The 26,742-nt window shown below is 70.7% G+C and carries 28 protein-coding genes and 1 tRNA gene; 7 read left to right on the top strand and 22 right to left on the bottom strand.

What is annotated here, in order from left to right; translation table 11 throughout:
* Positions 1 to 44 precede the first annotated feature (44 nt).
* On the bottom strand, positions 45 to 2,618 hold the full coding sequence (locus FHP06_RS11820) for an ATP-binding protein (RefSeq protein ID WP_147686987.1): 2,574 nt from the start codon (positions 2,616 to 2,618) through the stop codon (positions 45 to 47).
* 77 nt (positions 2,619 to 2,695) lie between these two features.
* On the opposite strand from FHP06_RS11820, the gene FHP06_RS11815 reads away from it, so the two are divergent.
* Complete coding sequence (locus FHP06_RS11815) at positions 2,696 to 3,784, top strand: calcium:proton antiporter (protein ID WP_147686986.1); 1,089 nt, start codon at positions 2,696 to 2,698, stop codon at positions 3,782 to 3,784.
* On the opposite strand, the gene FHP06_RS11810 is transcribed toward FHP06_RS11815, so the two are convergent.
* The 3 genes from FHP06_RS11810 to FHP06_RS11800 are packed head-to-tail and all read right to left on the bottom strand — an operon-like array spanning position 3,774 to position 6,470.
* Positions 3,774 to 4,013 carry a hypothetical protein gene (locus tag FHP06_RS11810; RefSeq protein WP_147686985.1) on the bottom strand — a complete coding sequence of 80 codons (240 nt, stop codon included), beginning with the start codon at positions 4,011 to 4,013 and terminating at the stop codon, positions 3,774 to 3,776. The genes FHP06_RS11815 and FHP06_RS11810 overlap by 11 nt on opposite strands.
* Before the next feature lie 49 nt (positions 4,014 to 4,062).
* Positions 4,063 to 5,817, bottom strand: coding sequence for a sensor histidine kinase (locus FHP06_RS11805; RefSeq protein WP_147686984.1), 1,755 nt, complete (start codon positions 5,815 to 5,817; stop codon positions 4,063 to 4,065).
* Positions 5,814 to 6,470 (bottom strand): response regulator, encoded by a 657-nt coding sequence (locus FHP06_RS11800; RefSeq protein WP_147686983.1) that lies wholly within the window; start codon positions 6,468 to 6,470, stop codon positions 5,814 to 5,816. Before FHP06_RS11800 ends, FHP06_RS11805 begins: the two co-directional genes overlap by 4 nt.
* A 158-nt stretch (positions 6,471 to 6,628) precedes the next feature.
* Here FHP06_RS11800 and FHP06_RS11795 point away from each other — a divergent pair, with 158 nt between their 5' ends.
* The 3 genes from FHP06_RS11795 to FHP06_RS11785 are packed head-to-tail and all read left to right on the top strand — an operon-like array spanning position 6,629 to position 7,770.
* Positions 6,629 to 6,997 (top strand): hypothetical protein, encoded by a 369-nt coding sequence (locus tag FHP06_RS11795; RefSeq protein WP_147686981.1) that lies wholly within the window; start codon positions 6,629 to 6,631, stop codon positions 6,995 to 6,997.
* Positions 6,998 to 7,006: 9 nt separating this feature from the next.
* On the top strand, positions 7,007 to 7,291 hold the full coding sequence (locus tag FHP06_RS11790; protein ID WP_147686979.1) for a hypothetical protein: 285 nt from the start codon (positions 7,007 to 7,009) through the stop codon (positions 7,289 to 7,291).
* A gap of 59 nt (positions 7,292 to 7,350) precedes the next feature.
* The gene (locus FHP06_RS11785; RefSeq protein WP_147686977.1) at positions 7,351 to 7,770 is read left to right on the top strand and encodes a hypothetical protein; all 420 of its coding nucleotides are present in this window, start codon (positions 7,351 to 7,353) and stop codon (positions 7,768 to 7,770) included.
* A 166-nt stretch (positions 7,771 to 7,936) separates the two neighbouring features.
* On the opposite strand, the gene FHP06_RS11780 is transcribed toward FHP06_RS11785, so the two are convergent.
* Positions 7,937 to 8,018: transfer RNA gene (locus FHP06_RS11780), tRNA-Tyr, on the bottom strand.
* 114 nt (positions 8,019 to 8,132) lie between these two features.
* Between FHP06_RS11780 and FHP06_RS11775 the strand changes: the two genes are divergently transcribed.
* Together FHP06_RS11775 and FHP06_RS11770 are read left to right on the top strand one after the other, a co-directional pair.
* Positions 8,133 to 8,624 carry a YajQ family cyclic di-GMP-binding protein gene (locus FHP06_RS11775; protein WP_147686975.1) on the top strand — a complete coding sequence of 164 codons (492 nt, stop codon included), beginning with the start codon at positions 8,133 to 8,135 and terminating at the stop codon, positions 8,622 to 8,624.
* Between the two features lie 54 nt (positions 8,625 to 8,678).
* A complete protein-coding gene (locus FHP06_RS11770; RefSeq protein ID WP_147686973.1) occupies positions 8,679 to 9,440 on the top strand; it encodes a thermonuclease family protein in 762 nt (253 codons plus the stop codon).
* 97 nt (positions 9,441 to 9,537) lie between these two features.
* Here the strand turns inward: FHP06_RS11770 and FHP06_RS11765 are convergent, their stop codons facing one another.
* Genes FHP06_RS11765 through FHP06_RS11715 form a run of 11 tightly spaced genes read right to left on the bottom strand, consistent with a single transcriptional unit; the run spans position 9,538 to position 18,465 of the window.
* Positions 9,538 to 10,941, bottom strand: a complete 1,404-nt coding sequence (locus FHP06_RS11765) for an NADH-quinone oxidoreductase subunit N (protein WP_147686971.1) — start codon at positions 10,939 to 10,941, stop codon at positions 9,538 to 9,540.
* The gene (locus FHP06_RS11760; protein WP_147686969.1) at positions 10,938 to 12,398 is read right to left on the bottom strand and encodes a complex I subunit 4 family protein; all 1,461 of its coding nucleotides are present in this window, start codon (positions 12,396 to 12,398) and stop codon (positions 10,938 to 10,940) included. The genes FHP06_RS11765 and FHP06_RS11760 overlap by 4 nt, the downstream gene beginning before the upstream one ends.
* Positions 12,395 to 14,089, bottom strand: a complete 1,695-nt coding sequence (locus FHP06_RS11755) for an NADH-quinone oxidoreductase subunit 5 family protein (RefSeq protein WP_147686967.1) — start codon at positions 14,087 to 14,089, stop codon at positions 12,395 to 12,397. The genes FHP06_RS11760 and FHP06_RS11755 overlap by 4 nt, the downstream gene beginning before the upstream one ends.
* A complete protein-coding gene (gene nuoK, locus FHP06_RS11750) occupies positions 14,086 to 14,385 on the bottom strand; it encodes an NADH-quinone oxidoreductase subunit NuoK (protein WP_147686965.1) in 300 nt (99 codons plus the stop codon). Before nuoK (FHP06_RS11750) ends, FHP06_RS11755 begins: the two co-directional genes overlap by 4 nt.
* Entirely contained in the window at positions 14,385 to 14,888 is a 504-nt protein-coding gene (locus FHP06_RS11745) for an NADH-quinone oxidoreductase subunit J family protein (RefSeq protein WP_147686963.1), read from the bottom strand. Before FHP06_RS11745 ends, nuoK (FHP06_RS11750) begins: the two co-directional genes overlap by 1 nt.
* Positions 14,885 to 15,433, bottom strand: a complete 549-nt coding sequence (locus tag FHP06_RS11740) for a NuoI/complex I 23 kDa subunit family protein (RefSeq protein ID WP_147686961.1) — start codon at positions 15,431 to 15,433, stop codon at positions 14,885 to 14,887. The genes FHP06_RS11745 and FHP06_RS11740 overlap by 4 nt, the downstream gene beginning before the upstream one ends.
* Entirely contained in the window at positions 15,433 to 16,401 is a 969-nt protein-coding gene (locus FHP06_RS11735) for a complex I subunit 1/NuoH family protein (protein ID WP_147686959.1), read from the bottom strand. Before FHP06_RS11735 ends, FHP06_RS11740 begins: the two co-directional genes overlap by 1 nt.
* On the bottom strand, positions 16,394 to 16,924 hold the full coding sequence (locus tag FHP06_RS11730) for an NADH-quinone oxidoreductase subunit C (protein ID WP_147686957.1): 531 nt from the start codon (positions 16,922 to 16,924) through the stop codon (positions 16,394 to 16,396). Before FHP06_RS11730 ends, FHP06_RS11735 begins: the two co-directional genes overlap by 8 nt.
* Positions 16,921 to 17,445 carry an NADH-quinone oxidoreductase subunit B gene (locus tag FHP06_RS11725; RefSeq protein WP_222706461.1) on the bottom strand — a complete coding sequence of 175 codons (525 nt, stop codon included), beginning with the start codon at positions 17,443 to 17,445 and terminating at the stop codon, positions 16,921 to 16,923. The genes FHP06_RS11730 and FHP06_RS11725 overlap by 4 nt, the downstream gene beginning before the upstream one ends.
* A gap of 20 nt (positions 17,446 to 17,465) precedes the next feature.
* On the bottom strand, positions 17,466 to 17,834 hold the full coding sequence (locus FHP06_RS11720) for an NADH-quinone oxidoreductase subunit A (protein WP_147686954.1): 369 nt from the start codon (positions 17,832 to 17,834) through the stop codon (positions 17,466 to 17,468).
* A 10-nt stretch (positions 17,835 to 17,844) separates the two neighbouring features.
* Positions 17,845 to 18,465, bottom strand: coding sequence for a class I SAM-dependent methyltransferase (locus tag FHP06_RS11715; protein WP_147686952.1), 621 nt, complete (start codon positions 18,463 to 18,465; stop codon positions 17,845 to 17,847).
* A 78-nt stretch (positions 18,466 to 18,543) separates the two neighbouring features.
* Here FHP06_RS11715 and rarD point away from each other — a divergent pair, with 78 nt between their 5' ends.
* Entirely contained in the window at positions 18,544 to 19,455 is a 912-nt protein-coding gene (gene rarD / locus FHP06_RS11710) for an EamA family transporter RarD (protein WP_147686950.1), read from the top strand.
* Positions 19,456 to 19,595: 140 nt separating this feature from the next.
* Here rarD and FHP06_RS11705 read toward each other — a convergent pair whose 3' ends face one another.
* Genes FHP06_RS11705 through FHP06_RS11680 form a run of 6 tightly spaced genes read right to left on the bottom strand, consistent with a single transcriptional unit; the run spans position 19,596 to position 26,716 of the window.
* Positions 19,596 to 20,585: a polyprenyl synthetase family protein gene (locus FHP06_RS11705; RefSeq protein WP_230973496.1), complete on the bottom strand. Its 990-nt coding sequence runs from the start codon at positions 20,583 to 20,585 to the stop codon at positions 19,596 to 19,598.
* A 22-nt stretch (positions 20,586 to 20,607) separates the two neighbouring features.
* Positions 20,608 to 22,212, bottom strand: coding sequence for an NADH-quinone oxidoreductase subunit NuoN (gene nuoN / locus FHP06_RS11700; RefSeq protein WP_147686946.1), 1,605 nt, complete (start codon positions 22,210 to 22,212; stop codon positions 20,608 to 20,610).
* Positions 22,212 to 23,753 carry an NADH-quinone oxidoreductase subunit M gene (locus FHP06_RS11695; RefSeq protein WP_147686944.1) on the bottom strand — a complete coding sequence of 514 codons (1,542 nt, stop codon included), beginning with the start codon at positions 23,751 to 23,753 and terminating at the stop codon, positions 22,212 to 22,214. The genes nuoN and FHP06_RS11695 overlap by 1 nt, the downstream gene beginning before the upstream one ends.
* A complete protein-coding gene (nuoL, locus tag FHP06_RS11690; RefSeq protein ID WP_147686942.1) occupies positions 23,753 to 25,630 on the bottom strand; it encodes an NADH-quinone oxidoreductase subunit L in 1,878 nt (625 codons plus the stop codon). The genes FHP06_RS11695 and nuoL overlap by 1 nt, the downstream gene beginning before the upstream one ends.
* A 7-nt stretch (positions 25,631 to 25,637) precedes the next feature.
* Entirely contained in the window at positions 25,638 to 25,931 is a 294-nt protein-coding gene (gene nuoK, locus FHP06_RS11685; RefSeq protein WP_147686940.1) for an NADH-quinone oxidoreductase subunit NuoK, read from the bottom strand.
* The gene (locus tag FHP06_RS11680; protein WP_147686939.1) at positions 25,928 to 26,716 is read right to left on the bottom strand and encodes an NADH-quinone oxidoreductase subunit J; all 789 of its coding nucleotides are present in this window, start codon (positions 26,714 to 26,716) and stop codon (positions 25,928 to 25,930) included. Before FHP06_RS11680 ends, nuoK (FHP06_RS11685) begins: the two co-directional genes overlap by 4 nt.
* Positions 26,717 to 26,742: the final 26 nt, after the last annotated feature.

The following is a 26,742-nucleotide window of genomic DNA, read 5'->3' as shown; positions in this document are numbered from 1 at the left end:
ACCTCAGACCACCAGCGCGGGAGGGTGCGCCGATTCGGTGAGCGTCACCCAGGTTGGGCCGCGACCTGCCTAGGTTGCGCCACCAGCTCGGTGCGCGAGGCGACGCCGAGCTTCGCCAGCACCGACGACACGTGGTGGTCCACCGTCCGCGGCGAGATGACGAGACGCTGGGCGATGGCCTGGTTGGTGAGGCCCTGCTCCAGCAGCACCAGCACCTCGGCCTCGCGCGCCGTGAGGCCGTGCGGGTTCTCCCGCGTCGACCGCCGAGGGCCGCGCGGGACGACGTGCTCGCCGGCGTCGCGCAGCGCCCTGCGCGTGATGGCGGCAGCCGGCTCCGCACCCAGCTCGTCGAACCGTGCGAGCGCCTTGCGCATCGAGGCCGGGTCGCCGCTGTCGAGCCAGCAGAGCGCCTCCTCAAACGGGCACCCGTGCTCGCCCCACCAGTCGGCCGCCTCGGCGTGGCGGCCCTCGAGCTCCAGCGAGTACGGCGGGGGCACGGGCCGCGGGAGGTCGACGGCGTGCCCGAGACGGCGCAGCCAGGACAGCAGATCGCCGTCCTCCCACGGGTCGCCCTGCCCGACCCGGCCGGCCCAGGTCCAGAACTCGTCGTCGAGCAACGATGCGTCACCTGTGAGCCAGGCTCCCTGCGCGACGACGGCCGCGATCTCCAGCTGCACGTCAGGCTCGCCGTTGCCGCGGCCCAGCTCGAGCAGGTCGGCGAGGTCGGTGGTCGCGGTCGGATCGCCGCGGCGGAACCGCGAGATCGCCAGCGGGATCAGCATGGTCAGGCGGTTGACCGGTGACTTCGTCTCGACGGCCAGCGGCGCCGCAAGCTCGATCGCCTCGGTGAGCCGACCGCGCCGCGCGAGCACGAGGGCGCGGGCACCGTTGAGGCAGAACGCGTAGACGGGCATGTCGCGGTCGAGCGCGAAGTCCATGCCCTCCCCGTAGACGTGCTCGTACTCGTCGAACCGCATCTGGGCGGCCGCCATCGCGTACAGGTTCGTGTAGGCGTTCGCCGCCAGGGCGTCGGCCCCCGATCGACGCGCGAGCTCGGCACTGCGGGTCAGGGCGTCCAGGCAGCCGGTGCCGTCGCCCTGCTTCAGCTGGAGGAAGCCTGTGCCGACCAGCACCTGCGCGATCAGGACGTCGTCCTGGAGGTCCTCGGCGATACGAGCCGCCTCCGCCGTCATCTTCTCGGCCTGCTCGGCGTCACCCGCGTAGCCGGTGCCGCAGAAGTAGAGCGCCATCGCGCGCTCGTAGCTGTCCGGGGCGTCGCGAACCAGCTCGAGGAGCTCGTCTGCGGCCCGCTCCGCCGCCTCGCCGCGGCAGAGACGCCACAGGGCCTGGACCTCCCGGCGCAGGTTGCGGGCCAGCGACTCGGCGTCGGCGCACGAGCGGGACAGAGCGACAGCCCGCTCGCGGTGGACGAGCGACCGCTCCCACTCGTCGCGCAGGGCGAGCACCTCGGCGAGACCCTCCTCGAGCTCGGCCAGCTGCTCGAGCGGAAGGTCCTGGGCCACGCGGAGGGCACGCTCATACTGGACGACCGCCTCGCGGTGCGAGCGGAGGGCGACCGCGTCGCGAGCCGCCGCCGTGGCGTGGCGCAACGTGGCGGCGGAGTCGCCGGCGGCCTCGGCGTGGTGGGCGAGCCGCGCGGGCTCGGCCCCTGGGCGCGCCTCGAGCGCCGCGAGCGCCGCGGCGTGCAGCTGCGATCGGCGGAGCCACGGAACCAGCCGCTCGACGGCGAGCCGGGTGAGCTCGTGGCGGAACCGGAGCCCCGCAGGTTCGGCGACGAGCACGCCCGTCACCACGCACTCGTCCAGGGCGACCGGGTCGGTGCCGGCGACCCGACCGATAAGCTCCGCGTCGGCAGGACCGCCGAGGACGGCGGCGGCCTCGAGCAGCGCCCGCGCGTCGGACGACAGGCGAGCGGCGCGTGCGGACACGACATCGCTCACGGTCACGGGGACCTCGCCGAGACCGACGTCCAGCGCCTCGTGGATGAGGAACGGGTTGCCACCCGTCAGCTCCTGCACGCGCTCGGCGTCGGCACCGGCGAGCTGCTCGACGGCGGCGGCGGTCAGCGCGGGGAGGGCCATGCGGCTCGTGGACCGGTGCCGGGCGATCTCCCCTGTCACCCCGCGCAGGGCCGAGTCGCCACCGAGCTCGTCGTCGCGGTAGCTGACCACGATGAGCGTGCTCGCGCGCTCGACCCGGCGCGCGAGGTGCATCAACCAGTCCAGCGTCGCCTCGTCGGCCCAGTGCAGGTCCTCCACGACCACCGCCGTCGGACGGTCACTCGTCTCCAGCTCGCGGAGGAACGCCTCGAAGAGGAGGCGCCGGTCGCCGTCGGTGTCGAACAGGTCGAGCAGGTCGCCGCCGAGCGACAAGGCGATCTCGCGCAGCGGCCCCAGGGGCTGGGGCGTGAACGAGCCGTCACACGCGCCCCAGAGCCATCGCAGGTCGGGACGGCCGTCACGGAACACCTCGAGAAGCGACGTCTTGCCGATGCCGGCCTCGCCGGTGACCATCACGAGACGTCCGGTGCCGCTCACCGCCTCGTCGGCGTAGCCGTGCAGCGCGGTGACGAAGTGCTCGCGTTCGAGCAGGTCCACGCGTGGAACGTACACCCGGGCTCGGGCGACCCGCCGCGAATTGCACTTCCCGCACAGGGTGTCCGTAGGGTTCTGGCATGGCCACCGTCGCGGAGCTGCTCCGGCGCGCGCGGTGGACGATCTCCGTCCCCCTGCTCTCTCTCGTCGTCCTGGTGCTCGGATGGGGCCGCCATCCGCACGGAGTCGCGCTGGCCGTGGTGGGGGTCTTCCTGGTCGCGGCGATCATCGCCGCCGTGCACCACGCCGAGGTGGTGGCCCACCGCGTCGGTGAGCCGTACGGTGCGCTGATCCTCGCGGTGGCGGTCACCGTGATCGAGGTCGGGCTGATCGTCACGCTCATGGTCTCCGGCGGCGACGAGACCTCCACGCTGGCGCGTGACACGGTCTTCGCCGCGGCGATGATCACGGTCAACGGGATCGCGGGGCTCGCGCTGCTCGTGGGTGCCCTCAAGCACCACCTGGCCGTGTTCAGCTCCGAGGGCGCCGGCGCGGCGCTCGCCACCGTCATCACCCTCGCGACCCTCTGCCTCGTGCTGCCCACGTTCACGACGAGCGCCAACGGGCCGGAGTACGCCTCGGACCAGCTCGCGTTCGCCGCGATCGCCTCGCTGGCGCTCTACGGACTGTTCGTCTTCACCCAGACGGTCCGGCACCGAGACCTCTACCTGCCGGTCAACGACGACACGGCGCACGAGGCGGACCCGCCCACCGACCGGGAGGCTCTGGTCAGCCTGGGCCTGATGCTGGTGTCCCTCGTCGTCGTCGTCGGCCTGGCCAAGGTCACCTCCGGGGCCATCGAGGACGCCGTCGACTCGGCCGGGCTCCCCCAGGCCGTCGTCGGCGTCGCGATCGCCCTGCTCGTGCTGGCACCCGAGTGCATCGCCGCGGTCCGCAACGCCCTGCGGGACCGGGTGCAGATCAGCCTGAACCTGGCCTACGGCTCGGCGATGGCTTCGATCGGACTGACCATCCCGACGCTCGCGGTCGCCTCGATCTGGCTGGACGGTCCGCTCGACCTCGGCCTGGAGTCGACGCAGATCGTGCTGCTGGCGGTGTCGTCGATCGTCGGGACCCTGACCGTCGTCCCCGGACGGGCGAAGCCGCTCCACGGCGGCCTGCACCTCGCCCTGCTGGCGACGTTCATCTACCTGTCGATCAGTCCCTGACCGGCAGGGCCGCGAAGTCGCGCTTGGCCTGGCGGTACCAGCCCATGCCCGAGATCGGGTGCTTCCAGCGGCCCTTCATTTCGTCGAGGGCGGCCTGGTGCGTGTGATCGCCGGCCGCCACCGCGTCGCGCAGGTGCTGGTCCTGCAGCTTGATGACGTCGTTGGCGTTGTCTCCGGTCAGCTCGAGGTCGCAGGGGCCGCCGAGCTGCTTGCAGGTCATCGTCTTCATGAGGACGACGCTAGGTGCAACGGACGGGCGGGCGCTTCTTCATTCCTGCTCAGGCCGAGCGCAACGGAATGACCGCGTCCACGCGACCGGCGCCGGCAGCGAACGTCCCGCCCGCCTGCTCGGCGCGCTCCCGCATCGACGACATGCCGACGCCGGGTCGCCAGTCGCCGCCGCGGCCGTCGTCGCGCACCGAGAGGCGCAGGTCGGACCCGGCGACGCCGATCTCGACGTCGGCCCGGGTGGCGGCGGCGTGCCGCGCGACGTTGGTGAGCGCCTCGACGACGATCCGGTAGGCCGTCACCTCGGCCATCGCCGGCAGGTCCGGGAGAACCTCCGGCGCGGAGATCGTGACCCGCAGCGGTTCTCCCCCGTCGGCGTGCAGCGTCGAGGCGTGCTGCCGGACCGCACCGAGCAGGCCGAGCTCGTCCAGTGCGGGCGGGCGCAGCCCCTCGACGATCCGGCGCACCTCGCCGATCGCGGCGGTCGTGTCGGCGCGCAGCCGCTCCAGCAGGGCGTCCGCGGCCGCGGGGTCGTCGCCGAGCTGGTTACGGGCCGCGTCGGTGGCGAAGGCGATGCCGCTGAGCGTCGGGCCGAGGCCGTCGTGCAGGTCGCGACGTAGCCGGCGCCGCTCCTCCTCGATCGCCGTGATCGCCGCGTTCCGCGACGCCTGGACGTCGCGCGCGAGGGCCTGGGCGCGCAGGGTCTGGGCCAGCAGCGGCGCGACGATGCGGAGCACGTCGGCGTCGGCGGGCGCCAGCGTCAGATCGCCGGCGCGCAGGCCGACGACGATCTCCCCCACCGTGTCGGCGCCGAGCTGCAGCGGCAGGGACCGGGTGTGGGTGACCTCCGTGCCGGACGTGGCCAGCGTGCGCCCCTCGGCGCGCAGCGTCGCGTACGGCAGCACCAGGGCCTCGCGGATGGCGCGGAGGGCGAGCACCGGGTCGTCGCCGATCTGGTCGACGACGTGGGTGGCGGCCTCCAGCGGGTCGGGCCGGTCGCCGAACAGCAGCCGGTCGACCACGCCGCGCAGGACGACGCTCGTGGGGTGGAACCCGAAGGCCAGCACGGCGCCGATCAGTCCCAACGCCCCCGGCGACGGGTCGCCGCCCAGCTCGTCGATGCCGGAGATCACGCCGGCGAACGCCGCCAGATAGGCGATCACCGTCACCAGCGTCACGACACCCCAGGTGACCAGCCCACGGACGTCGAGCACGTCCGGCCGCATCACGCCGACCACCATCGCGGGCGCGACCGGCAGGAACAGCAGCAGGCTGACGACCACCGAGGACGAGCCCGTCTCGTTCGACCCGTCGAACGAGAACGCGATCAACCCGACGATCAGGCCCACGGCGCCCGCCGTGGCGGCGAACCACAGCAAGGGTGCTCGCACGTCGCGCGGGCCGGTTTCGATGCGCCACCAGAGGTAGACGGCGAGCACGAGACCGATGACCGTGCCGAGGGTGCCGAGGACGTTCGGCTCCGTGAACCACCCCAGGCTCACCGCCCCGGCACCGGCGACCGTGGTCGACGCCAGGAAGTCCACCGGGCGACGCCACTCCCAGGTCGGGTAGGTGAGCACTGCGAGCGGCACGGCGACGAAGGTGGCGGCCACGACCAGCGCCGTCACGAGGTCGACGGGTCCCTCGGCGGCCCGGACGACGACGGCGAGCCCCCCGGCGACGGCGGCGGCGATCATCAGGACCCCACTGAGCCGGGCCTGCCGGGCGAGCACCAGGATGAGTCCGCTCGCCCCGACCACCGCGGCGAGGATCGAGGCGACCGCCAGGGCGACGGCGACCGTCATCGCGCCCGGCCCAGCCCCTCGTCGCGGGCCCTGACGATCGCGGCGGACCGGTCGGCCACCGCGAGCTTGGCGAAGATCGACGAGATGTGGTTCGCCACCGTCTTCGGCGCGAGGAACAGCTGCTCCGCGATCGCCGCGTTCCGGTGACCGGCGGCCACGAGGTCCAGCACCTCCCGCTCCCGCTCGGTGAGCTCCGGGAACGGCACGTCGATCTCGACCTTCGGCGGGTCGGCGAAGTGCTGCAGCACCCGGGCCGCGACGCCCGGCCCGAAGATCGCCTCGCCGGCGACGACCGCGCGGATCGCGCGGTCGATCTCGCCCTGCTCGGCGCCCTTCAGGAGGTAGCCCTGCGCTCCGGCCTTCATCGCGGCGAACACGGTGTCGTCGTCGTCGAACATGGTCAGGACGAGCACGGCCGTGCCCGGTACGGCGGCGCGGATCCGTCGGGTCGCCTCCAGCCCGTCGACGCCGGGCATCTTGACGTCCATCAGCACGACGTCCGGCTTGGTCAGCTGCACCTCGCGCACGGCCGACTCCCCGTCCACGGCCTCCGCGACGACCTCGTACCCGGCGAGCGACTCCAGCAGGGCCCGCAGCCCGCCGCGCACCACCGGGTGGTCGTCGGCGAGGACGACGCGGATGACGTCGGACATAGCAGCATTCTGGCCCCGCTGACGGCCGGCGGACCCGGGAACGTGCACCTGTTCGACCCGGGAGATCTCCCGGCACAATCAGGAGCGGAGACCGATCCCAGGACGCTCGAGAGCGCCGACGGTGGAGGCATCAACCACCTTCGAGCAAGGAGACCCACATGTTCAGCACGAAGAACAAGGTCGGACTCGTCCTGGCAGGCCTCCTCGGCCTCAGCGACGTCCCGCAGTTCCTGATGCCCACGCCCGACGGCGAGACCGGTCCGCCCTACGGCATCCTCGTCCTCGGCTCCGTGTGCGGCGTCGTCACCCTGGTGGCGGTCGTGATCGCCTGGACCCGCGAGCACCGCGGGGCCGTCCGGATCGCCGCCGGCGCCCGTGTCCTGTCGATGCTGTCGGCGCTCCCCGCCTTCTTCGTCGACGTCGACGCGCCGATCAAGGTCCTGGCGGCCGTGTTCGTCGTCGTGACGATCGTGTCGCTGGTGCTGATGCTGTCCCCGGCCGCGCGGCCGGCGCACGTCACGGACTGAGGTGACGTCATGATCGCCATCACCACCGTCCTGCTCGCCCTGCCGCTCGGGTACCTCGTGCGCAACCAGCTCGTGGCCAGCGTCGCCTACGCGATCGCGTACCTGTGGGCCTTTACCTTCCAGACGCTCTACCTGACCCGCAGCTGGGTCGGCGGCGACCACAGCGCCTTCCCGAAGGACCCGGACACCCTGCCGATCTCCTACGGGATCGTCGCGTCGGGAATCTTCGCGATCGGGTTCGGCCTGGTGGCCGTGGGCCACCGGCTGGCCGCCCGGCGCGGCACCCGCGTCTGACCACACCGGCCGTCCTGCGTCGGCTCGCGCGACCCGATGAGCTTCCGCAGGATGGTCGGGTGACCACTGCCGAGAAGCCCACCGACGCCGACGACGCCACCATCACCGCCCTGGGCAAGCTGTCCGAGGCCCTCGAGGCCGCCGAGGAGGCCCGCGGGAAGCTGTACGGCTTCCACCGCCTGTGCGGCACGGCGGACCTCACCCTCGGCGAGGCGGTCGACCTGCTCCGGGAGGCCGGTCACGGCGAGATCGCCGACCGCATCGACCGCGAGCTCGTCGGCCGCAACATCCTCCAGGGCCGGTGGAGCTTCCAGGTCGTCGAGGAGTACGACGACGGCTACTTCGCCCTCTTCAAGGAGCTCGAGGCGGCCGCCCGGGACCAGCTCGCCGGCGGCACGCGCCACCTCTACGAGGCCCGCATGAAGGAGGAGCGCCGAACCGACGGCCTGCCCGGTCACGAGGCCCGACCCGACAGCTGAGCTCGTTACTGCCCAGTCTTCAAGACCGCCCCTTCGCCTCGGCGAAACATGAGGCTACCTTCATGTCCGGCGCTACCGCGCCGACGCGGATTCCTCCCCGCGAGAGACTCGGGCCCCGACCGCGACGAGAGTCATGGTCGGGGCCCGGTGCTCCGGATTCCCGGTGTGGCAGGTAGAGGATTCGAACCTCTGAAGGCAATGCCGGCTGATTTACAGTCAGCTCCCTTTGGCCGCTCGGGCAACCTGCCTGGCTGTTGCCGTGCCATCTCTGGGGGCAACGAGGAGTCAGCCTATCTGAGCGGTGCGCGGGTGCTGAAATCCACCCTGCCCTCGACGTGCCGACCGTCGATAGGGTGGACGTCATGGCTGACTCCTCCTTCGACATCGTGAGCAAGCTCGACCACCAGGAAGCGGACAACGCGCTGAACCAGGCGGCCAAGGAGATCGCGAACCGGTACGACTTCAAGAACACCGGCGCCTCCATCGAGTGGAAGGGCGAGGACGGCATCGAGATCACGGCGAACGCCGACGAGCGGGCCCTCGCCGTCCTCGACGTCTTCAAGGAGAAGCTGATCAAGCGTGGCATCTCCCTGAAGACGCTCGAGACCGGCGAGCCCCGCCAGTCCGGCAAGGAGGTCAAGATCAACGGCACCTTCAGCGAGGGCATCAGCTCCGAGCAGGCCAAGAAGGTCTCCAAGCTGATCCGCGACGAGGGCCCCAAGGGCGTCAAGGTGCAGATCCAGGGCGACGAGCTCCGCGTCTCGAGCAAGAAGCGCGACGACCTCCAGGCCGTCATCGCCCTCGTCAAGGGCGCCGACCTCGACTTCGCCGTCCAGTTCGTCAACTACCGCTAGGACCGATTTCCGCGTTCGCCCACCGGGAGGGATTCCGGCTCCTACGCTCGCCGGGTGACGCGCGCAACGACATCGCTCCGGTACGCGACAGTGGCTGCCCTGGCCATGCTCGCGATGAGTGCGTGCGTGCCCACGTCGTCGGCCGACGACACCTCGCCGCGGTCTGACGAGGTCACCGGGTCGACCCCGGACATCAGCGGCGAGACCGCACCCCCGTCGTCCGACGACGCCGACTCCGCGGAGGCGTCGGGTGACACGGAGACCTTCGTCGTCGTCAAGGTGGTCGACGGTGACACCGTCGACCTCGACTCCGGGGACACCGTCCGGCTGGGCGGCATCGACTCCCCCGAGGTCGGCCAGTGCGGACACGACCAGGCCACACGGAAGATGCAGCAGCTCGTGCTCGACAAGACCGTGACGCTCGCGGAAACGGATGAGGACCACGACAAGTACGGCCGGCTGCTCCGGTACATCGACGTCGACGGCAAGGACGCCGGGCTCGAGATGATCAAGTCCGGCCTGGCGATCGCCCGCTACGACTCGCGTGACGGCTACGGGTTCCACCCGCGCGAGCCGCGCTACATCGAGGCCGACGCGGCGAGCCCGAACTACACCTGCAAGGCGAAGGCCGCACCGCTCGTGGACAAGCCGAAGCCGACGAAGCCGAAGAACTGCGCTCCGGGCTACACGCCCTGCGTCGCCCCGTACCCGCCGGACCTCGACTGCCCGGACATCGGGCACCCCGTGACCGTCACCGGGGGCGACCCGCACCGTCTCGACCGCGACGGCGACGGCATTGCCTGCGAGTGGAGCTGAGCTTCCGGTCCTCGAATTTTGGCCGGTTGCGCACCCAAATCGGCCGCGTTCGCGTCATGAATGGTGCGCAAGCGGCCACATCTTGAGGACCCGGGGGCTACGGCAGGTGGTCGATCAGAAGCCCAGGGAGGACGCTGAGCACGACGAGGGCCGCGGTGCCGACGGCGACGGCGGCCGTGGCGAGGCCGGTGGGGGCCGCCGGGCGCGACGTGATCCCGTCCGGCTCGTCCGCGGGGCGTGAGACCAGCACGACGACCAGGCGCAGGTAGTACGCCAGGCCGAGCATCACGTTGACCGCCATCACGACGGCGAGCCAGGTCAGGCCGTCGTCGACGACCGGACGCAGCACGACGTACTTGGTGACCAGGCCGATGACCGCGGGCGGGAAGCCGGCGAGGGTCAGCGCGACGAACGCGAGCGGGACGCCGAGCCACGGCTCGGACCGCGCGAGCCCGGTGAGGGTGTCGTAGGAGGTGCTCCCCCGCGTCCGCAGCACCACGGCGAGCGCGGTGAAGCCGACGAGATTGGCGAGCGCGTAGACCGCCAGGTACTGCAGAGGCGCCGACAATCCCTCGGCGGTGAGCACGGCGGTGGCCGGGGCCACCAGGAAGCCGGCCTGCGCGACGGACGACCAGGCGAGCATGCCGACGCCGTCGCGCTCGCGGAGCGCGGCCAGGTTGCCGAGCGTCATCGACGCGGTGGCCACGACCGCGATCACGGGCACCCACACGTCGTCGACCGGCGAGAGACCGATGGCGAGCAGCACCAGCAGCGCGCCGAGCGCACCGGCCTTGGACACCGACGCGAGGAACCCGGCGATGACGACGCTCGCGCCGCGGTACGTGTCGGGCACCCAGGCGTGGAACGGCACGGCGCCGAGCTTGAACAGCAGGCCGACGAGCGTCAGCACCACCGCGACGGCGACGACCGCGTCCGGGACGGCCGGGTCGACGAGCTCGCGGCTCAGACCGGCGTACGTGAGGGTGCCGGTGCTGCCGTACAGCAGTGCGACGCCCATCAGCGTGACCGCGGTGGAGACCACCGAGGTCAGGAAGAACGTCCAGGACGACGCGATGCCGCGACGGTCGCCCTGCCGCAGGCCGATGAGCGCGATCGACGGCAGCGCCAAGAGCTCGATCGCGACGATCAGCGTGACGAGGTCGCGCGCGGCCACCATGACCAGCGCCCCGGAGGCGGCTGAGCCGAGCAGGAGGTGCAGCTCGCCGGGCGGCATCGAGTCCTCGTCGCTCATCACCGTCGCGCCGACGAGCACGAGGACGGTGCCGGCCAGGATGACGAACGTCAGCGCGGCCGAGACGTCGTCGACGCTGCCGGTGCGGCCGAGCTCGACGAACCCACCGACGAGTCCGGCCAGCAGCGGCAGGGACGAGGCGAACCAGCTGCGGCGCGGCCAGAACGCGTCGACCATGAGCGCGACGAGCGCGCTGGTCGCGACGATGACCGCGGGCCCGGCGGTGGCCCAGTCGATGGGGATGCTCATCGACCCACCCCCAGCAGGCTGGTCCCCATGACGCCGGAGCCGAGCAGGTCGGTGAGCAGCGTGGGCCAGAGCCCGAGCACGAGGATCGGCACGACGAGAGCCACGACGACCCCACGCGCCCGGAGATCACGGTCCGTGTCGATCGGGGTCGGCTCGCCCTGCAGGAGCATCCGCACGAACCGGGCGACGTAGGCCGTGGCGAGGACGATGCCGATCGTGGCGACGCCGAGGAGCGTCCAGGCGAGCGAGCGGTCGAGCGCCCCCTCCTCGTACGCGCCGCGCAGGGACAGGTACTCGCCCCAGAACCCGGCCAGGCCGGGCAGGCCCATCGTCGCGAGGCCCGCGACGAGGAGCGCGACCGCGAACCAGCGAGTCCGCTCGTAGAGTCCGCGCCCCAGTGCCGTGAGCGACGCCGTGCCGTGGACGTCCTTGAGCCCGCCGGCGAGGAAGAACAGCAGACCGGTGACCAGTCCGTGCGCGACCGACCCGAACACGGCGCCGGTGACCCCGGCCTCGGTCATCGTCGCCAGGGCCAGCACGACGAAGCCCATGTGCCCGATGCTCGAGTACGCGACGAGCCGCTTCAGGTCGTCCTGCACCAGGCACACGAGACCGGCCCAGATGATGCCGACGACGCCCGCGGCGGCGAGGTAGGGCGCGATCTCCGCCGTGGCGCTCGGCAGCATCTGCACGTCGAGCCGGATCAGCCCGTAGGTGCCGAGCTTGAGGAACACCCCGGCCAGCAGCACCGACCCGACGGTGGGCGCCTTGCCGTGCGCGTCGGGGAGCCAGGTGTGCAGCGGCACGATCGGCACCTTCACGGCCAGGCCGATCGCGATCAGCGACGCCGCGAGCACCGAGTGGGTGCCCTGCACGTCGGCGATCTGCAGCGAGCCGGCCTCGATCGCCACCACGACGATGCCGACCAACAGCACCGCCGAGCCGGTGACCGTGAACAGCAGGAAGCGGGTGGCCGCGCGCCGACGACCGGCCTGGTCCTTCGGGTCGCCCCAGTACGCGATGACGAACCACATCGGGATCAGGGCGAGCTCGAAGAAGACGAAGAACAGCAGCAGGTCGAGCGACGCGAACACGCCGATCGACGACCCTTCGACGACGAGGAGGAGCGCGACAAACCGGGCCGACGGCGCGGGGCCGGCACCCGAGCGGGCCAGCCACCAGCAGCACAGCACCGTGAGGAACGCGGTCAGCAGCGCGAGCGGCCACGAGACGCCGTCGAGACCGAGGTGGAACCGGGCGTTGAGGACGTCGATCCACGCGACGTCGACCTCGCCGGACGTGCTCGCCTTGCCGTCCCACGCCAGGGCGAGGAGCACGAACGTGAGCGCGGACGCCGCGGCACCCAGACCGGCGGCGGAGCGCCCACGGAACCGGTCCGGTGCGGCCATGAGGGCGACCGTGGCCGCGAGGAGCACCAGCAGGGCGGCGACGATCATCGAGCGATCACCCCGACGAGCACGACGACGAAGGCGCCCACCGCGATGACGGACGCGTAGACCTGCACGCGACCGGTCTGCAGGGCGCGGACGGCCGACGAGACGAGACCGGCCAGCACCGCGCCGCCACGCGGGTAGACGTCGATGCCCTCGCGGTCGGCGGCGTCAGCCACCCGGGCGACCCCGATGGTGCCCGCGGGGATCAGGCGGGTGATCGGGTGGTCGAGGCCCAGCTCGGCGGCGAGCGGCCGCTGCACCGGGCCGGGCAGGTCGGCGTCCTGCCGCCACCAGGCGAAGGCGATGCCGGCGAGGGCCACGAGGGTGGACAGCGCGGCGGTGTCGAGGTCGAGCGGCTCGCCGATCGACAGAGCGAGACAGGCCACGCCGAGCGCGACGAGCGGCCAGGTCATCGAGGGCGGCTCGACGTGCTGCTTGGACGGCAGCCCGAGGAAGGTCAGCATCCAGAGACGCATGGCGTACGCCGCCGTCACGAAGACCGTCACGTACGCCACCACGAGCAGCGCCCACGCCACTCCGCCGGGCAGTGGGGTCTCACCGTGCGTCGCGACGTGGATGCTCTCCAGCACCCGGTCCTTCGTGAAGAAGCCGACGGTCGGGATGATTCCCGCCAGCGCGGCGAAGCCGATCGTCATCGTCCAGAACGTCGCCGGCAGCGTCGTGCGGAGCCCGCCCATCGCGGACAGCGCGCTGGTGCCGACGGCGTGCATGACCACGCCGCAGCCGAGGAACAGCAACGCCTTGTACGCCCCGTGCGAGACGAGGTGCGAGATGCCCACGTCAGCAGCACCGGCGGCGATCGCCGCGAACATGTAGGCGAGCTGGCTGACCGTCGACCACGCGAGCGCGCGCTTCAGGTCGTGCTGCACGAGCGCGAACAGCGCCGCGAGCAGCATCGTGACGCCCGAGACGACGGCGAGCGCCGTCATCACCGTCGTGTCGTTGCCGTAGAGCGGCAGCAGCCGGGCGAACACGTAGACGCCGGCGGCGACCATCGTGGCGGCGTGGATCAGCGCGGTGATCGGCGTCGGGCCGGGCATCGCGTCCGGGAGCCAGGTCTGCAGCGGCACCTGCGCGGACTTGCCGACGACGGCGAGCAGCACGAGCAGGCCGATCGCGGTGCCGTGCTGCTGCCCCTGGTCGGCGGCGCCGACCCAGGCGCCGGTGATGCTGTACGTGCCGTACGTCTGGCCGATGACGACGATCGCGACGAGCAGGCCGAGGTCGCCGAACCGCGTGACGACCAGCGCCTTCATCGCGCCGGCGCGCGACTGCGGCTGCTCCCACCAGTGCCCGATCAGCAGGTACGAGCAGACGCCCATGACCTCCCAGCCGATGAGCAGGACGAACAGGTTGTCGGTGGCGACGACGGCGATCATCGCCACCAGGAACAGCACGATCAGCAGCGCGTAGGACCGGTAGCGACGGTCCTTGCCCATGTAGGCGGTCGAGTAGACCTGCACGAGCAGCGTCACGCCGGCGGCGAGCAGCATCACCTTGGCCGAGTCGGGAAGCACCCGGGTGTCGAGGGACAGCGACGGCAGCATCGTCGGCGTGGCGTTGGTCGGCACGTAGCCGAAGAAGGCTCTCTGATCGAGCTCCGGGATCGCCCAGATCGCGACAGCAACGGCGACGACCGCGGTCAGCGCGACGTAGGGCCAACGACGGATCATGCGCGGTCCGCCTCGTCGACGTCGATGCTGCCCGTGGCCCGGAACATCGCCATGACGATCGCCAGGCCGAGCCCGATCTCGGCAGCCGCGAGGGCGATGACGAACAGCGTCAGCACCTGGCCGGTGTGCAGCGTCTCGGCGAACCACGCGTCATACGCGACGAGCTGGAGGTTCACCGCGTTGAGCATCAGCTCGACGCCCACCAGCACCATCACCGCGTTGCGTCGCGCCAGCACGCCGTACAGGCCGATGCCGAACAGCGCCGACGACAGCAGCAGTGGGTAGAGCAAGGGCATCAGCGGTTCTCGCTTCCCGAGCGCGAGATCACGATGGCCGCGACGAGGGCGGCGAGCAGCACGACGCTCAGCACCTCGAAGGCGAGCACCCACTCACGGAACAGCGCGTCGCCGATCGACGCCGCCGTGCCGGGCAGCCGGCCGGTGATGCGCTCGTGCCGGAAGCCGGCGATCACCGTGGCGGCGAGGCCGACCGTCGCGAGCAGCCCGAGCACCGCGGCCAGCGGTCGGTTGCGGGTGACCTCGGCCGACTGCGAGCCCGTGGGCGACCGGGTGAGCATCAGCGCGAACACCACGAGCACCACGACCGCGCCGACGTAGACGAGCACCTGCACCCACGCGAGCAGCTCGGCGGTCATCAGCACGAAGCAGCCGGCGACCGCGCCGAGCGTGACGACGAGCCACAGCGCCGCGTGCACGAGCTGGTGGCTGCCCACGGCGAGCACCGCCGACGCGACGGCGACGGCGGAGAGGATCAGGAACACGGCCTCAGGAAGACTCATGCGTCGCGCTCCGCCGGCGTCGTCGCTTCGACAGGCTCAACGACCGGTCCTTGAGCTTGTCGAAAGGCCTGCAGCTCCTTGGGCGTCTCCGCGCCGGGGTCGAGGGCGTCGGGCGGCGGGACGGTCCACATCCACTCGCGCAGGCGGTTCATGTCGTGCGTGAGGTCGACGATGTCGCCCTCCGCGTACGCGAACTCCGGCGACCAGTGCAGGGCGTCGAACGGGCACACCTCGATGCAGATGGAGCAGTACATGCAGATCGAGTAGTCGATGTCGAAGCGGTCGAGCACGTTCTGGCTGCGCTCGCGGCCGCCCTCGACGGCCGGCGGGATCGTCTCCTTGTGCGAGTCGATGTAGATGCACCACGACGGGCACTCGCGCGCGCAGAGCATGCACGAGGTGCAGTTCTCCTCCTGCAGCGCGATGACGCCCCGGCTGCGCGGCGGGAGGCTCGGCTCGACGTCCGGGTAGTGCGCGGTGACGCTGCGGTGCGTGAGGTTGTGCCAGGTGACCTTGAGGCCCTGGGCCAGACCCTTGCCGAACATCAGGACACCACCACCAGGGTCGAGATCGTGAGCTGGACGAGCGCGAGCGGCACGAGCACCTTCCACGCGAGTGCGTTGAGCTGGTCCTCGCGCAGGCGGGGGTACGCGACGCGGGCCCAGATGACCACGAAGCCGACCGCCGCGATCTTCAGCAGCATCCAGGCCGCACCGAGCTGGTCGGACCACGGCCCGGCCCAGCCGCCGAGGTAGAGCACCGCGGTCAGGGCGGCCAGCACGACGATGCCCGCGTACTCCGACAGCAGGAACATCGCGAACCGCATGCCGCCGTACTCGGTGAACGGTCCCATGACGAGCTCGGCGTCGGCGAGCGGGGCGTCGAACGGTGGCCGCTGGATCTCGGCGAGGCCGGCGACGAAGAACACCACGAGCCCGGGCAGCTGGACGATCAGCCACCACGGCTCCCACGCGTCCGCGATGCCGACGAGCGACAGGGTGCCGGCCATCATCGCGACGCTCGCCGCCGCGAGCACCATCGGCAGCTCGTAGCTCATCAGCTGGGCGGCGACGCGCAGGCCGCCGACGTAGCTGTACTTGTTGCCGCTGGCGACGCCGGCCATCAGGGACCCGATCACGCCGATGCTCATCGCCGCGAGCACGAAGAACAGTCCGGCGTCGAGATCGGTGCCGATCAGGACGTCGCTGCCGAACAGCGGGCCGAGCGGGATGGCGACCATCGCGATGACGTACGGCACGAGGGCGACGGCGGGTGCGAGCGCGAAGACCGGCTTGTCGGCCGCGGCCGGCGTGACGCTCTCCTTCTGCAGGAACTTCACGCCGTCGGCGATCAGCTGCGCCCAGCCGTGGAACCGCCCGGCGTACATCGGCCCGACCCGGCTCTGCATGTGCGCCATCTGCTTGTGCTCCATCTGCCCGATCAGCAGCGGCAGCGTCATGAACGCCCCGATCACCAGGACGCAGCGCAGGATCACCTCGAGGAGCTCACTCATCGGTCACCTCGGGTGTCGCTTCGTCCTCCTGGAGCCAGTCGTCGGGGACGCCGGGCGGCTTCACGCGGCGGCGGCCGGGGTTCTTCACGTCGTGGTCGGACTCCCCCGGTTCCTTGGCACCGGGCCACGCCTTGGCAACGCGGCTGGCGAGCACGAAGTCCTTGCGGAGTGGGTGCCCCTCGAAGCCGTCGGGCAGGAGCAGCGGCTCGAGCTCGGCGCCGAAGTCGACGCCGAACATCTCTGCCGTCTCGCGCTCGTGCCAGGAGGCGCCGGCATAGAGGTCGGTGATGGACGCGACGGCGGGCGCGTGCGCGTCGAGCATCGTCGAGACGAGGAGATGGTCCCAGGGCTCCGGGCGCAGCAGGTGCGCGACGAGCCGGAACCCGTCGGGCTGCTCGTCGACGGCCGACAGCCAGTCGAAGTACGTGTACCCGTCGGCGAGGAGACCCGCGACCGTCTCGTGCCACGCCCCGACGTCCACGACACGGTGCGGAGGGCCGAAGGCGTTCTCCTCGAGGGTCATGCCGGATCGAGTCGCGGTGTGAGGAGCGAGGACGTCGACCGCGTGTACCGCTCGGCGAGGTTCTCCTGCGCGATCTTCTCCTGGAGCGTGACGATGCCGTGCAGCAGCGCCTCCGGCCGCGGCGGGCAGCCGGGCACGTAGACGTCGACGGGGATGATCTGGTCGACGCCCTTGGTCACGCAGTACGAGTCCCAGTACGGGCCGCCGGAGTTGGCGCACGATCCGAAGCTGATGACGTACTTCGGCTCGGGCATCTGGTCGTAGAGGCGCTTGATGGCCGGCGCCATCTTGTCCGTGATCGTGCCGGAGACGACCATCAGGTCGGCCTGCCGCGGGCCTGGCGCGAACGGGATGACGCCCAGACGGATGAAGTCGTGGCGGGACATGGAGCTGGCGATGAACTCGATCGCGCAACAGGCCAGGCCGAAGTTGAACACCCACAGGGAGTAGCGGCGGCCCCAGTTCAGCAGGAAGCGCGCCGGCTTCGGCGCGAGCTGCGTGCCCGGCCCGACCGTGGGCATGGGAAGAGGCACGGGTTGCATCAGCGAGTCCACGTCAGCACCCCCTTGCGCCAGGCGTACACGAGGCCCACCACGACGATCGCGATGAAGATGCCCATCTCGACGGCAGCCGCCGATCCGAGCTTCTCCAGAACGACCGCCCACGGGAACAGGAACACCGCGTCGACCGCGAAGATCACGTAGAGGAACGCGTAGACGTAGTAGCGGATCGTCGACTGGGCCCAGCCCTCACCGACCGGGTCGACGCCCGACTCGTAGGTGAGCTCCTTCTCGCGCGCCGCGACCTTGGGCCGCATGAGCGAGTTGGCCCCGAGCATCGCTGACGCGAGGAGGATCGCCGCCACCACGATCCCGCCGACGACCGCGTAGTCGTCGAGGAAGCCGCCCATGCTCGGCAGTCTAGGGAAGTGTTGACGGACCGGGCACGGGTGGCACGCGGAGGAACGACACCGCGAAGTCCGCGTCGGGGCCGAACGGGACGAGGTCCCAGGTGGCGAAGCGCTGCTCCAGCATGAGGTCGGCGGCGACGAGGTCGCGGTCGAAGTCCTCCAGGCGGTACTCGCGGTCGAGGTGGAAGCCGGTGACGATGCGGCCGCCGGGTCGGACGTGCGCCGCGACACGGCGCAGCACGTCGACCTCCGTGCCGGGTCCCAGGAACACCATGACGTTGCCGGCCATGACCGCGACGTCGAAGGGGTCTTCGTCGAGATCGAGGGTGGCGAGGTCCTGGACCACCCAGCGCGGGCCGGGGTGGTCGGTCTCGGCGGCCTCGATGAGCACCGGGTCGACGTCGACGCCCACGACGGTGTGGCCACGCTCGTGCAGCACCGCCCCGAGTCGGCCCGGTCCGCAGCCGGCGTCGAGCACGCGCGACCCGGGCGGGACGATCGCGTCGATCAGCCGGGCCTCGCCGCCGAGGTCGTCGCCCGCCGCCGCCATCGCGCGGAACCGCTCGACGTACCACTGCGAGTGGCCGTCCTTCGTCGCGGTGAACCAGCGCGGCAGGATCGACTCGGCCATCCCGCCATTCTTGCGCGACTTCCTGCCGCCGGAGCATGGCAGGGAATACCGGCGGTTGCTCAGGCGTATCTTCTTGTCGTGAACGAGTCGCGCGGTGGCCTGGCCCTCGGCGCCGGCGCGTACCTCTGCTGGGGCTTGTTCCCGCTCTACTGGCCGCTGCTCGACCCCGCCGGCTCCCTGGAGGCGCTCGCGCACCGCGTCGTCTGGTCGGTGCTGTTCGTCGCCGTCCTGCTCACCGTCACCCACCGCTGGGGCGCGTTCCGCGCGATCTGGTCCGACAAGCGCCGCGTGGCCGCCCTCGGCGTCGCGTCGGTGGTCATCGCGATCAACTGGGGAGTGTTCATCTACGGCGTCACCCATGACCACGTCATCGAGACGTCCCTCGGCTACTTCATCAACCCGCTCGTCACCGTGCTGCTCGGGGTCTTCGTCCTCAAGGAGACGCTCCGGCGAGCGCAGTGGGTGGCCGTCGGCATCGGCGCTCTCGCCGTCGTCATCCTCACTGTCGACTACGGCCGGCTCCCCTACATCTCGTTGACGGTCGCGTTCTCGTTCGCCACCTACGGCTTCCTCAAGAAGAAGGCCCAGCTCGGGGCGGTCGAGGCGCTCGGCGCGGAGACGCTGATCCTCACGCCCGTCGCGCTCGCCTACCTGATCGGGCTGCAGGTCTCCGGCGACCTGGCCTTCGGGCACGAGGGCTGGTCCAACGGCCTGCTGCTCGCCGGCACCGGCGTGATCACCGCGATCCCGCTGCTGATGTTCGGCGGCGCCGCCACCCGGCTCTCCCTCACCACGCTCGGCCTGCTGCAGTACCTCGGCCCGATCCTGCAGTTCATCTTCGGCCTGCTCGTGTTCGACGAGGAGATGAGCTCGGCCCGCTGGATGGGCTTCGTGCTCGTCTGGATCGCGCTGGTGATCTTCACCGTCGACGCCGTCACCGGACGTCGCAAGGTGTGCGTCGAGGTGGCCCAGGAGGTCGCGCCGGCATAGGCGACGCTCCCGGTGATCGAGTGCGCCCGCGAGCGCCAGCGAGCTGGGCGTGTATCGAGATCACCAGACGTGATCTCGATACGCCCGCTCGCAGAGCTCGCAGGCACTCGATCACCGAGGGGGTGGTCCTCCACCCCTGGTCAGCCGAGGCGGGTGGCGACGGTGTCGCAGATGGTCTCGAGCGCGGCGCGGGCGGGCACGTCGGGCAGCGGGGCCAGGAGGGCGCGGGCCTTCTCGGCCTCCTCGTGCACGACGGCACGGGCCTCGTCCATCGCCGCGTGCGAGCGCAGCGTGGCCAGGACGTCGGTCACGGTGGCGTCGTCGGTGATCGGCGCGGAGAGCAGCCGGACCAGCTCGGCGTCCGCGGGGTCCGTGGACCGCCGGGCGAGAATGACCGGCAGCGTCGGCACGCCCTCGCGGAGGTCGGTGCCGGGCGTCTTGCCGGAGTCGTCGGACTCGCTGGCGATGTCGATGATGTCGTCGCTGAGCTGGAACGCGACCCCCACGCGTTCGCCGAACTCGGTGAGCGCCTCCACCGTGGCGCCGTCGGCCCGCGACATGCTCGCACCGAACCGGGCCGACGTGGCGATCAGCGAGCCGGTCTTGTCGGCCACGACGCCGAGGTAGTGCTCCAGCGGGTCGTCGCCGTCGCGCGGTCCGATGGTCTCGCGGATCTGGCCCTTCACGAGGCGGGCGAACGTGCGCGCCTGCACCCCCACCGCGTCGGCGCCGAGCGTGGAGACGACCTCGGAGGCGTGGGCGAACAGGAAGTCGCCGACCAGGATCGCGAGCGAGTTGTCCCAGCGGGAGTTGGCGCTCTCGGCGCCGCGCCGCATGGACGCCTCGTCCATCACGTCGTCGTGGTACAGCGTGGCCAGGTGGGTCAGCTCGACCGCGGTGCCGGCCGGGACGACGTCCGGGTGCGTGGGGTCGCCGAACTCGGCGCAGACCATCACCAGCATGGGGCGGAACCGCTTGCCGCCGGCGTTCATCAGGTGGGCCGCGGCCTCGGTGATGAACGGCTCGTCGGTGTCGATGACCCTCGCCAGGTGCGCCTCGACCGCCTCGACCCCCGCGGCGACGCGGGACTCGAGCGCGTCGTTCTCGAACGCGACTCCCAGGCTGGACACTCGGACTCCTTCAGCGACAGTGCTAGCGCACGAAGGTACCGGCATGCTGCGCCAGGTCCAGCATCGGCCCCGGCACGAGACCCAGGAAGACGGTGGCGGCCGCGGTCGCGGCGATGACCGTCGTGGTCAGCACGCTGGGCACGGCGATCGTCGGGCCGTCACCCACCGGGTCGGTGAAGAACATCAGCACGATGACCCGGACGTAGAAGTACGCGGCGACCGCGCTCATCAGCACGCCGATGACCACGAGCGGCCAGTAGCCGCCGGACCAGGCGGCGCTGAACACGGCCCACTTGCCGATGAAGCCCGACGTGAGCGGGATGCCGGCGAACGAGAGCATGAACAGCGCGAACGACCCGGCCAGGAACGGCGACGCCTTGCCCAGCCCGGCCCAGCGCGACAGGTGCGTGGCCTCGCCGCCGGCGTCGCGGATCAGCGTGACGATGGCGAACGCGCCGATCGTGGCGATGCCGTAGACCGTGAGGTAGAACAGCACGCTCGACACCGACGAGATGCGGTCGGTGGTGCCGACGTAGGCGCCGGCGAAGCCGACCAGCAGGAAGCCCGCGTGTGCGATCGACGAGTACGCGAGCATGCGCTTCACATCGGTCTGCGCGATCGAGACGAGAGCGCCGAGGAACATCGTCACGACGGCGATGACCCAGATCGTCGGCCGCCAGTCCCAGGTGGCACCGCCGAACGCGACGAAGAAGACGCGAAGGAGGGCCACGAACGCGGCGGTCTTGGTGCCGGCCGCCATGAACGCGGTGACCGGCGTCGGGGCGCCCTGGTAGACGTCCGGGGTCCAGCTGTGGAACGGCACGGCGCTGATCTTGAACAGCAGACCCACCGCCATCAGCGCGATGGAGGCCAGCAGGAGGGTGTCGCTGCCGGTGCGGCTCGAGACGGCGACGGCGATGCGGCCCAGCTCGAAGCTGCCCGCGTAGCCGTAGGCCAGCGCGACGCCGTAGAGGAAGAACACCGACGAGAACGCGCCCAGCAGGAAGTACTTGAGCGCGGCCTCCTGGCTGAGCAGTCGGCGGCGACGCGCCAGCCCGCACATCAGGTAGAGCGGCAGCGAGAGGACCTCGAGCGCGACGAACATCGTCAGCAGGTCGTTCGCGGTGGCGAACACCATCATCCCGAGCAGCGCGAACGACGCTAGCGGGAAGACCTCGGTGTGCTCGATCCGCGCGGCCGTGGCCTCAGCCTCTCCCGCCGAGCCCGGGGCGTCGGCGGCGCGACCGGTGAACGCGCTCAGTCCGCCCTCGAGCCGGCGCTCGGCGAACAGCAGGAAGCTGAGCAGCGCGAACACGAGCAGGAGCAGCCAGGTGACGACGCCGGGGCCGTCGACGGACAGCGCGCCCTCGGTGCTGATCTGGCCGCGGCCGCTGTGCCCGCCGCCCTTGACCGCGTCGAGGGACTGGTAGACCCAGATGGTGTCGCCGATCGCGGCGAGCACGCCGACCACCGCGACGGCGGCCTGGACACCGAAGCGGCGCGTGCGCGGCACGAGCGCCTCGACGAGCGTCCCGAGAACGGCAGCGGCCGTGATGATCAGGATCGGCGCGATGAGCGAGTACTCGACGTCGGGCCCGGTGATAGGTGGCAGGTCGGCCGTGAACATCAGTGCTCCCCTCCCTCGGTCTGCTGGGCGAGGCCGGTGGGCGTCTTGGGTGCCGGGTCACCGACGCCGACGTGGCTGACGATCTCGTCGACCGCCGGGTTGATGACGTTGAGCAGCGGCTGCGGGTAGAAGCCGAGGCCGACGATCAGCACGAGTGCGGGGGCGAGCGACGCCACCTCGACCGGCTTGAGGTCGTGCACGCCCTCCGTGCCCTCCTTCAGCGGTCCGGTCATCGTGCGCTGGTACATCAACAGGATGTAGAGCGCCGCGAGGACGATGCCCAGGGTGGCGACGGCCGCGGCCGGGATCGACCGGCTGAACGTTCCGGCGAGCACCATGAACTCCGAGACGAACGGCGCGAGGCCGGGCAGCGACAGGCTCGACAGGCCGGCCACCAGCAGCACGCCGGACAGGATCGGTGCGATCTTCTGCACCCCGCCGAAGTCCTGGATGGACGCCGAGCCCCGCCGGGCGATCATGATGCCGGTGACGAGGAACAGCGCCGCCGTCGAGAGCCCGTGGTTGAACATGTAGAGCGTCGAGCCGGCGGTGGACGTCGACGTGAACGCGAAGATGCCCAGGATGATGAAGCCGAAGTGCGACACCGAGGTGAACGCGATCAGTCGGCGGAGGTCGTCCTGGCCGATCGCGAGCAGCGCGCCGTAGATGATGCTGATGACCGCGAGCGTGATCACGACCGGGCTGGCCCAGTCGGACGCGCCCGGGAACAGCTCGAGGCACCAGCGGAGCATGCCGAACGTGCCGATCTTGTCGATGACGCTGACCATCAGCACCTGCGTGGACGGCGTCGACGACGCGGCGGCGTCCGGCAGCCAGGTGTGGAACGGCCACAGCGGGGCCTTGATCGCGAACGCCGCCATGAAGCCGAGGAACAGCAGCCGCTCGGTGGTGGTGGAGACGTCGAGGTTCGACAGGTCGCCGATCAGGTACGTGGCGTCGCCCTGGCGGGACGTGACGACGTACAGGCCGACGATCGACGCCAGCATGAGCAGGCCGCCGACGAGGTTGTAGATGAGGAACTTCACCGCGGCGTACGTGCGCTGCGGTCCGCCGTACGAGCCGATCAGGAAGTAGATCGGCACCAGCGTGGCCTCGAAGAGCACGTAGAACAGGAAGGCGTCGGTGGCCGAGAAGACCCCGATGGCCAGACCCTCGAGCACGAGCATCCAGGCGAGGTACGAGTTGACGCTGCGCGACGTGGGCAGGCGGTCGTCCCACGCGGCGAGCAGCACGATGGGCGTGAGCACGGTGGTCAGCAGGATCAGCGTGACGCCGATGCCGTTGACGCCGAGCGCGTAGTGCACCCCGAACTGCTCGATCCAGACGTGCTTCTCGGTGAGCTGGTAGCCGCCGCGGCCGACGTCGTAGTCGGCCATCATCGCCAGCGACAGCACCAGCGTGAGCACGCTGGCGGCCACGGCGACGACCTTCACGGCCGTCGCGGACGACTGCCCGCGCGGCATGAGGGTGATGGCGAGGGCGCCCAGCAGGGGCACCGCGGCCATGACGGTCAGGATCATCAGGCCAACCTCGCTGCCAGGAGTGCCAGGACGACGACGAGCGAGCCGCCGAAGATGCTGAGCGCGTAGCTGCGGACGAAGCCGGTCTGCGGCTTCCGCAGGAGCTGGGACGCGTCACCCAGGCGGTCGGCGAGGCCGGTGACGAAGCCGTCGACCCCCTTGCCGTCGAGGAAGACGAGGAAACGCGTCAGGTGGCGCGTGGGCCGCACGACGACCGCCTCGTTCAGCTCGTTGCCGTACAGCTCGTGCCGGCCGGCGCGGGAGAAGAACGAGACCGACTCGTCGGCCGGCGTCTCCGCAGCGATCGGCTCGCGGCTGTAGAGCACGTAGGAGAGGGCGACGCCGACGGCGACCACCAGCGTGATGAGCACGCTCAGCAGCCAGGCCGGGATCGCCAGCTCCTCGTGCTCGGCGTGCCCGACGACCGGCTCGAGGAAGTCGGTGATCCAGCCGCCCAGCATCATCGCGCCGCCGAGCAGCGACAGCGCACCGAGCGCGATCAGGGGGTACGTCATCACCTTGGGCGACTCGTGCGGGTGGACGTCCTCCTTCCACCGCTTCTCGGAGAAGAACGTCATCATCATCATGCGCGTCATGTAGAAGCCCGTGACGCCCGCGCCGACCAGGGCGCCGAGGCCGACCCAGAACGAGTGGCCGAACGCCGTCTCGATGATCTTGTCCTTCGAGAAGAAGCCCGAGAACCCGGGGAAGCCGATGATCGCCAGGTAGCCGAACAGGAACGTGATGAACGTGACCGGCATGGCCGCCCGCAGCGCACCGTAGTGGCGCATTTCGACGTCGTCGTCCATGCCGTGCATGATCGATCCGGCTCCGAGGAAGAGGTTGGCCTTGAAGAAGCCGTGTGTGATCAGGTGGAAGATCGCGAACGCGTAGCCGGCCGGGCCGAGGCCGGCGGCCAGCATCATGTAGCCGATCTGGCTCATCGTGGAGCCGGCCAGCGCCTTCTTGATGTCGTCCTTCGCGCAGCCGATCCAGGCACCGGCGAGCAGCGTGACCAGGCCGACGGCGATGACGGCATTGCGGGCGGCCTCCGACGCGTCGAAGACGCCGTTGGACCGCACCACCAGGTAGACGCCGGCGGTGACCATCGTCGCCGCGTGGATGAGGGCCGACACCGGCGTCGGGCCCTCCATCGCGTCGAGCAGCCAGCTCTGCAGCGGCACCTGGGCGGACTTGCCGCACGCGCCGAGCAGGAGCAGCAGGCCGAGCGCGGTGGCCGTCGACGTCGAGGCGGCGTTCACCGAGACGTTGACCTCGCTGATGGCCGTGGTGCCGAACTGGGCGAACATCAGCATGATCGCCAGCGCCATGCCGACGTCGCCGACGCGGTTGACGACGAACGCCTTCGTGGCGGCCGCAGCGGCCGAGTCCTTGTGCTGCCAGAAGCCGATGAGCAGGTACGACGCGAGGCCGACGCCCTCCCAGCCGAGGAACAGCACCAGGTAGTCGGACGCGAGGACCAGCGTCAGCATCGAGGCGATGAAGATGTTCAGGTACGCGAAGAAGCGACGACGCCGGGCGTCGTGCTCCATGTACCCGATCGAGTAGACGTGGATCAGCGTGCCGACGCCGGTGATGAGCAGCACGAACAGACCGGACAGCTGGTCGAACGTGTAGGCCATGTCGACGTGGAACGGGCCGGCCTCGATCCAGGTGAACAGCGACTTGGAGTACGAGCGGTCGCCCTCGTCCCGGCCGAGGATCTGGAAGAAGCAGATCAGGCCGACGATGAACGAGAAGCTGGACGCGGCCGTGCCGATGAGGTGGCCGACGCGGTCGCCCTCCTTGCCCCAGACCAGGAGGCCGAGACCGGAGACGAGCGGGACTGCGACGAGCAGCCAGGCGAGTTCGAGCATCAGTCCCCTAGAGCTTCAGCAGGCTCGCCTCGTCGACCGTGGTCGTACGACGCGTGCGATAGATGGACACGATGATGGCGAGGCCGACGACGACCTCGGCGGCGGCAACGACCATGACGAAGAAGGCCGCGACCTGTCCGTCGAGGTTGCCGTGCTGACGCGAGAAGGCGACGAGCGCCAAGTTGGTGGCGTTGAGCATCAGCTCGACGCACATGAAGACCACGATCGCGTTGCGGCGGACGAGCACGCCGACCGCGCCGATCGTGAACAGGATCATCGACAGGGTGATGTATTCGGTCACTGGTCGTCACCCTCCTGGTCGAAGGGCCAGCCGGCGTGGGGCGGCGGCTCGATGGCCTTCGCGATGTCGTCGACGTCGTCGTCGAAGCCGTCGCGCACCTGGCCGCGCGCGACGAGGCTCGCCGACACCGACTCCGGCATCGGGCGGCCGTCGGGCAGCAGGGCCGGGGTGTCGACCGCGTTGTGGCGGGCGAACACACCGGGCGTCGGCGGGTTGCCCGGGTGACGTCCGGTCTCGGCGTACTCGCGCATGCGGTCGCGGGAGATGTCGGCCTGGCTGCGACGCGGCACCAGCCGCTCGCGGTGCGCCAGCACCATTGCGCCGACGGCGGCGGTGATGAGGAGCGCGCTGGTGAGCTCGAACGCCAGGACGTACGGGCCGAACAGCAGCTTCGCGATGCCGTACGGGTTGCCGTTGGCGTTGGCCTCGTCCAGCCCGGTGACCGCGCCGGTGACGGCCTGACCGATCACCAGCACGCCGACGATGCCGAACAGGAGGCCGACGACCGTGGCCATCAGGCGCTGGCCCTTGATGGTCTCCACGAGCGAGTCGGACGTCTCGACGCCGACCAGCATCAGCACGAACAGGAACAGCATCATGATCGCGCCGGTGTAGACGATGATCTGCACGGCGAACAGGAACGGGGCGCCCTGCGCGGCGTACAGCACGGCCAGGCTGATCATCACGATCGCCAGGCACAGCGCCGCGTGCACCGCCTTGCGCGCGAGCACGAGCCCGAGCGCGGCGAGCACCATGATCGGCGCCAGGATCCAGAACGCGGTCATGTCATCGCTCCGATGGTCAACGTCCT

The organism is Aeromicrobium terrae (assembly GCF_008039565.1).
GTDB lineage: Bacteria > Actinomycetota > Actinomycetes > Propionibacteriales > Nocardioidaceae > Aeromicrobium > Aeromicrobium terrae.
This window is presented reverse-complemented; position numbering and strand designations above follow the sequence as displayed.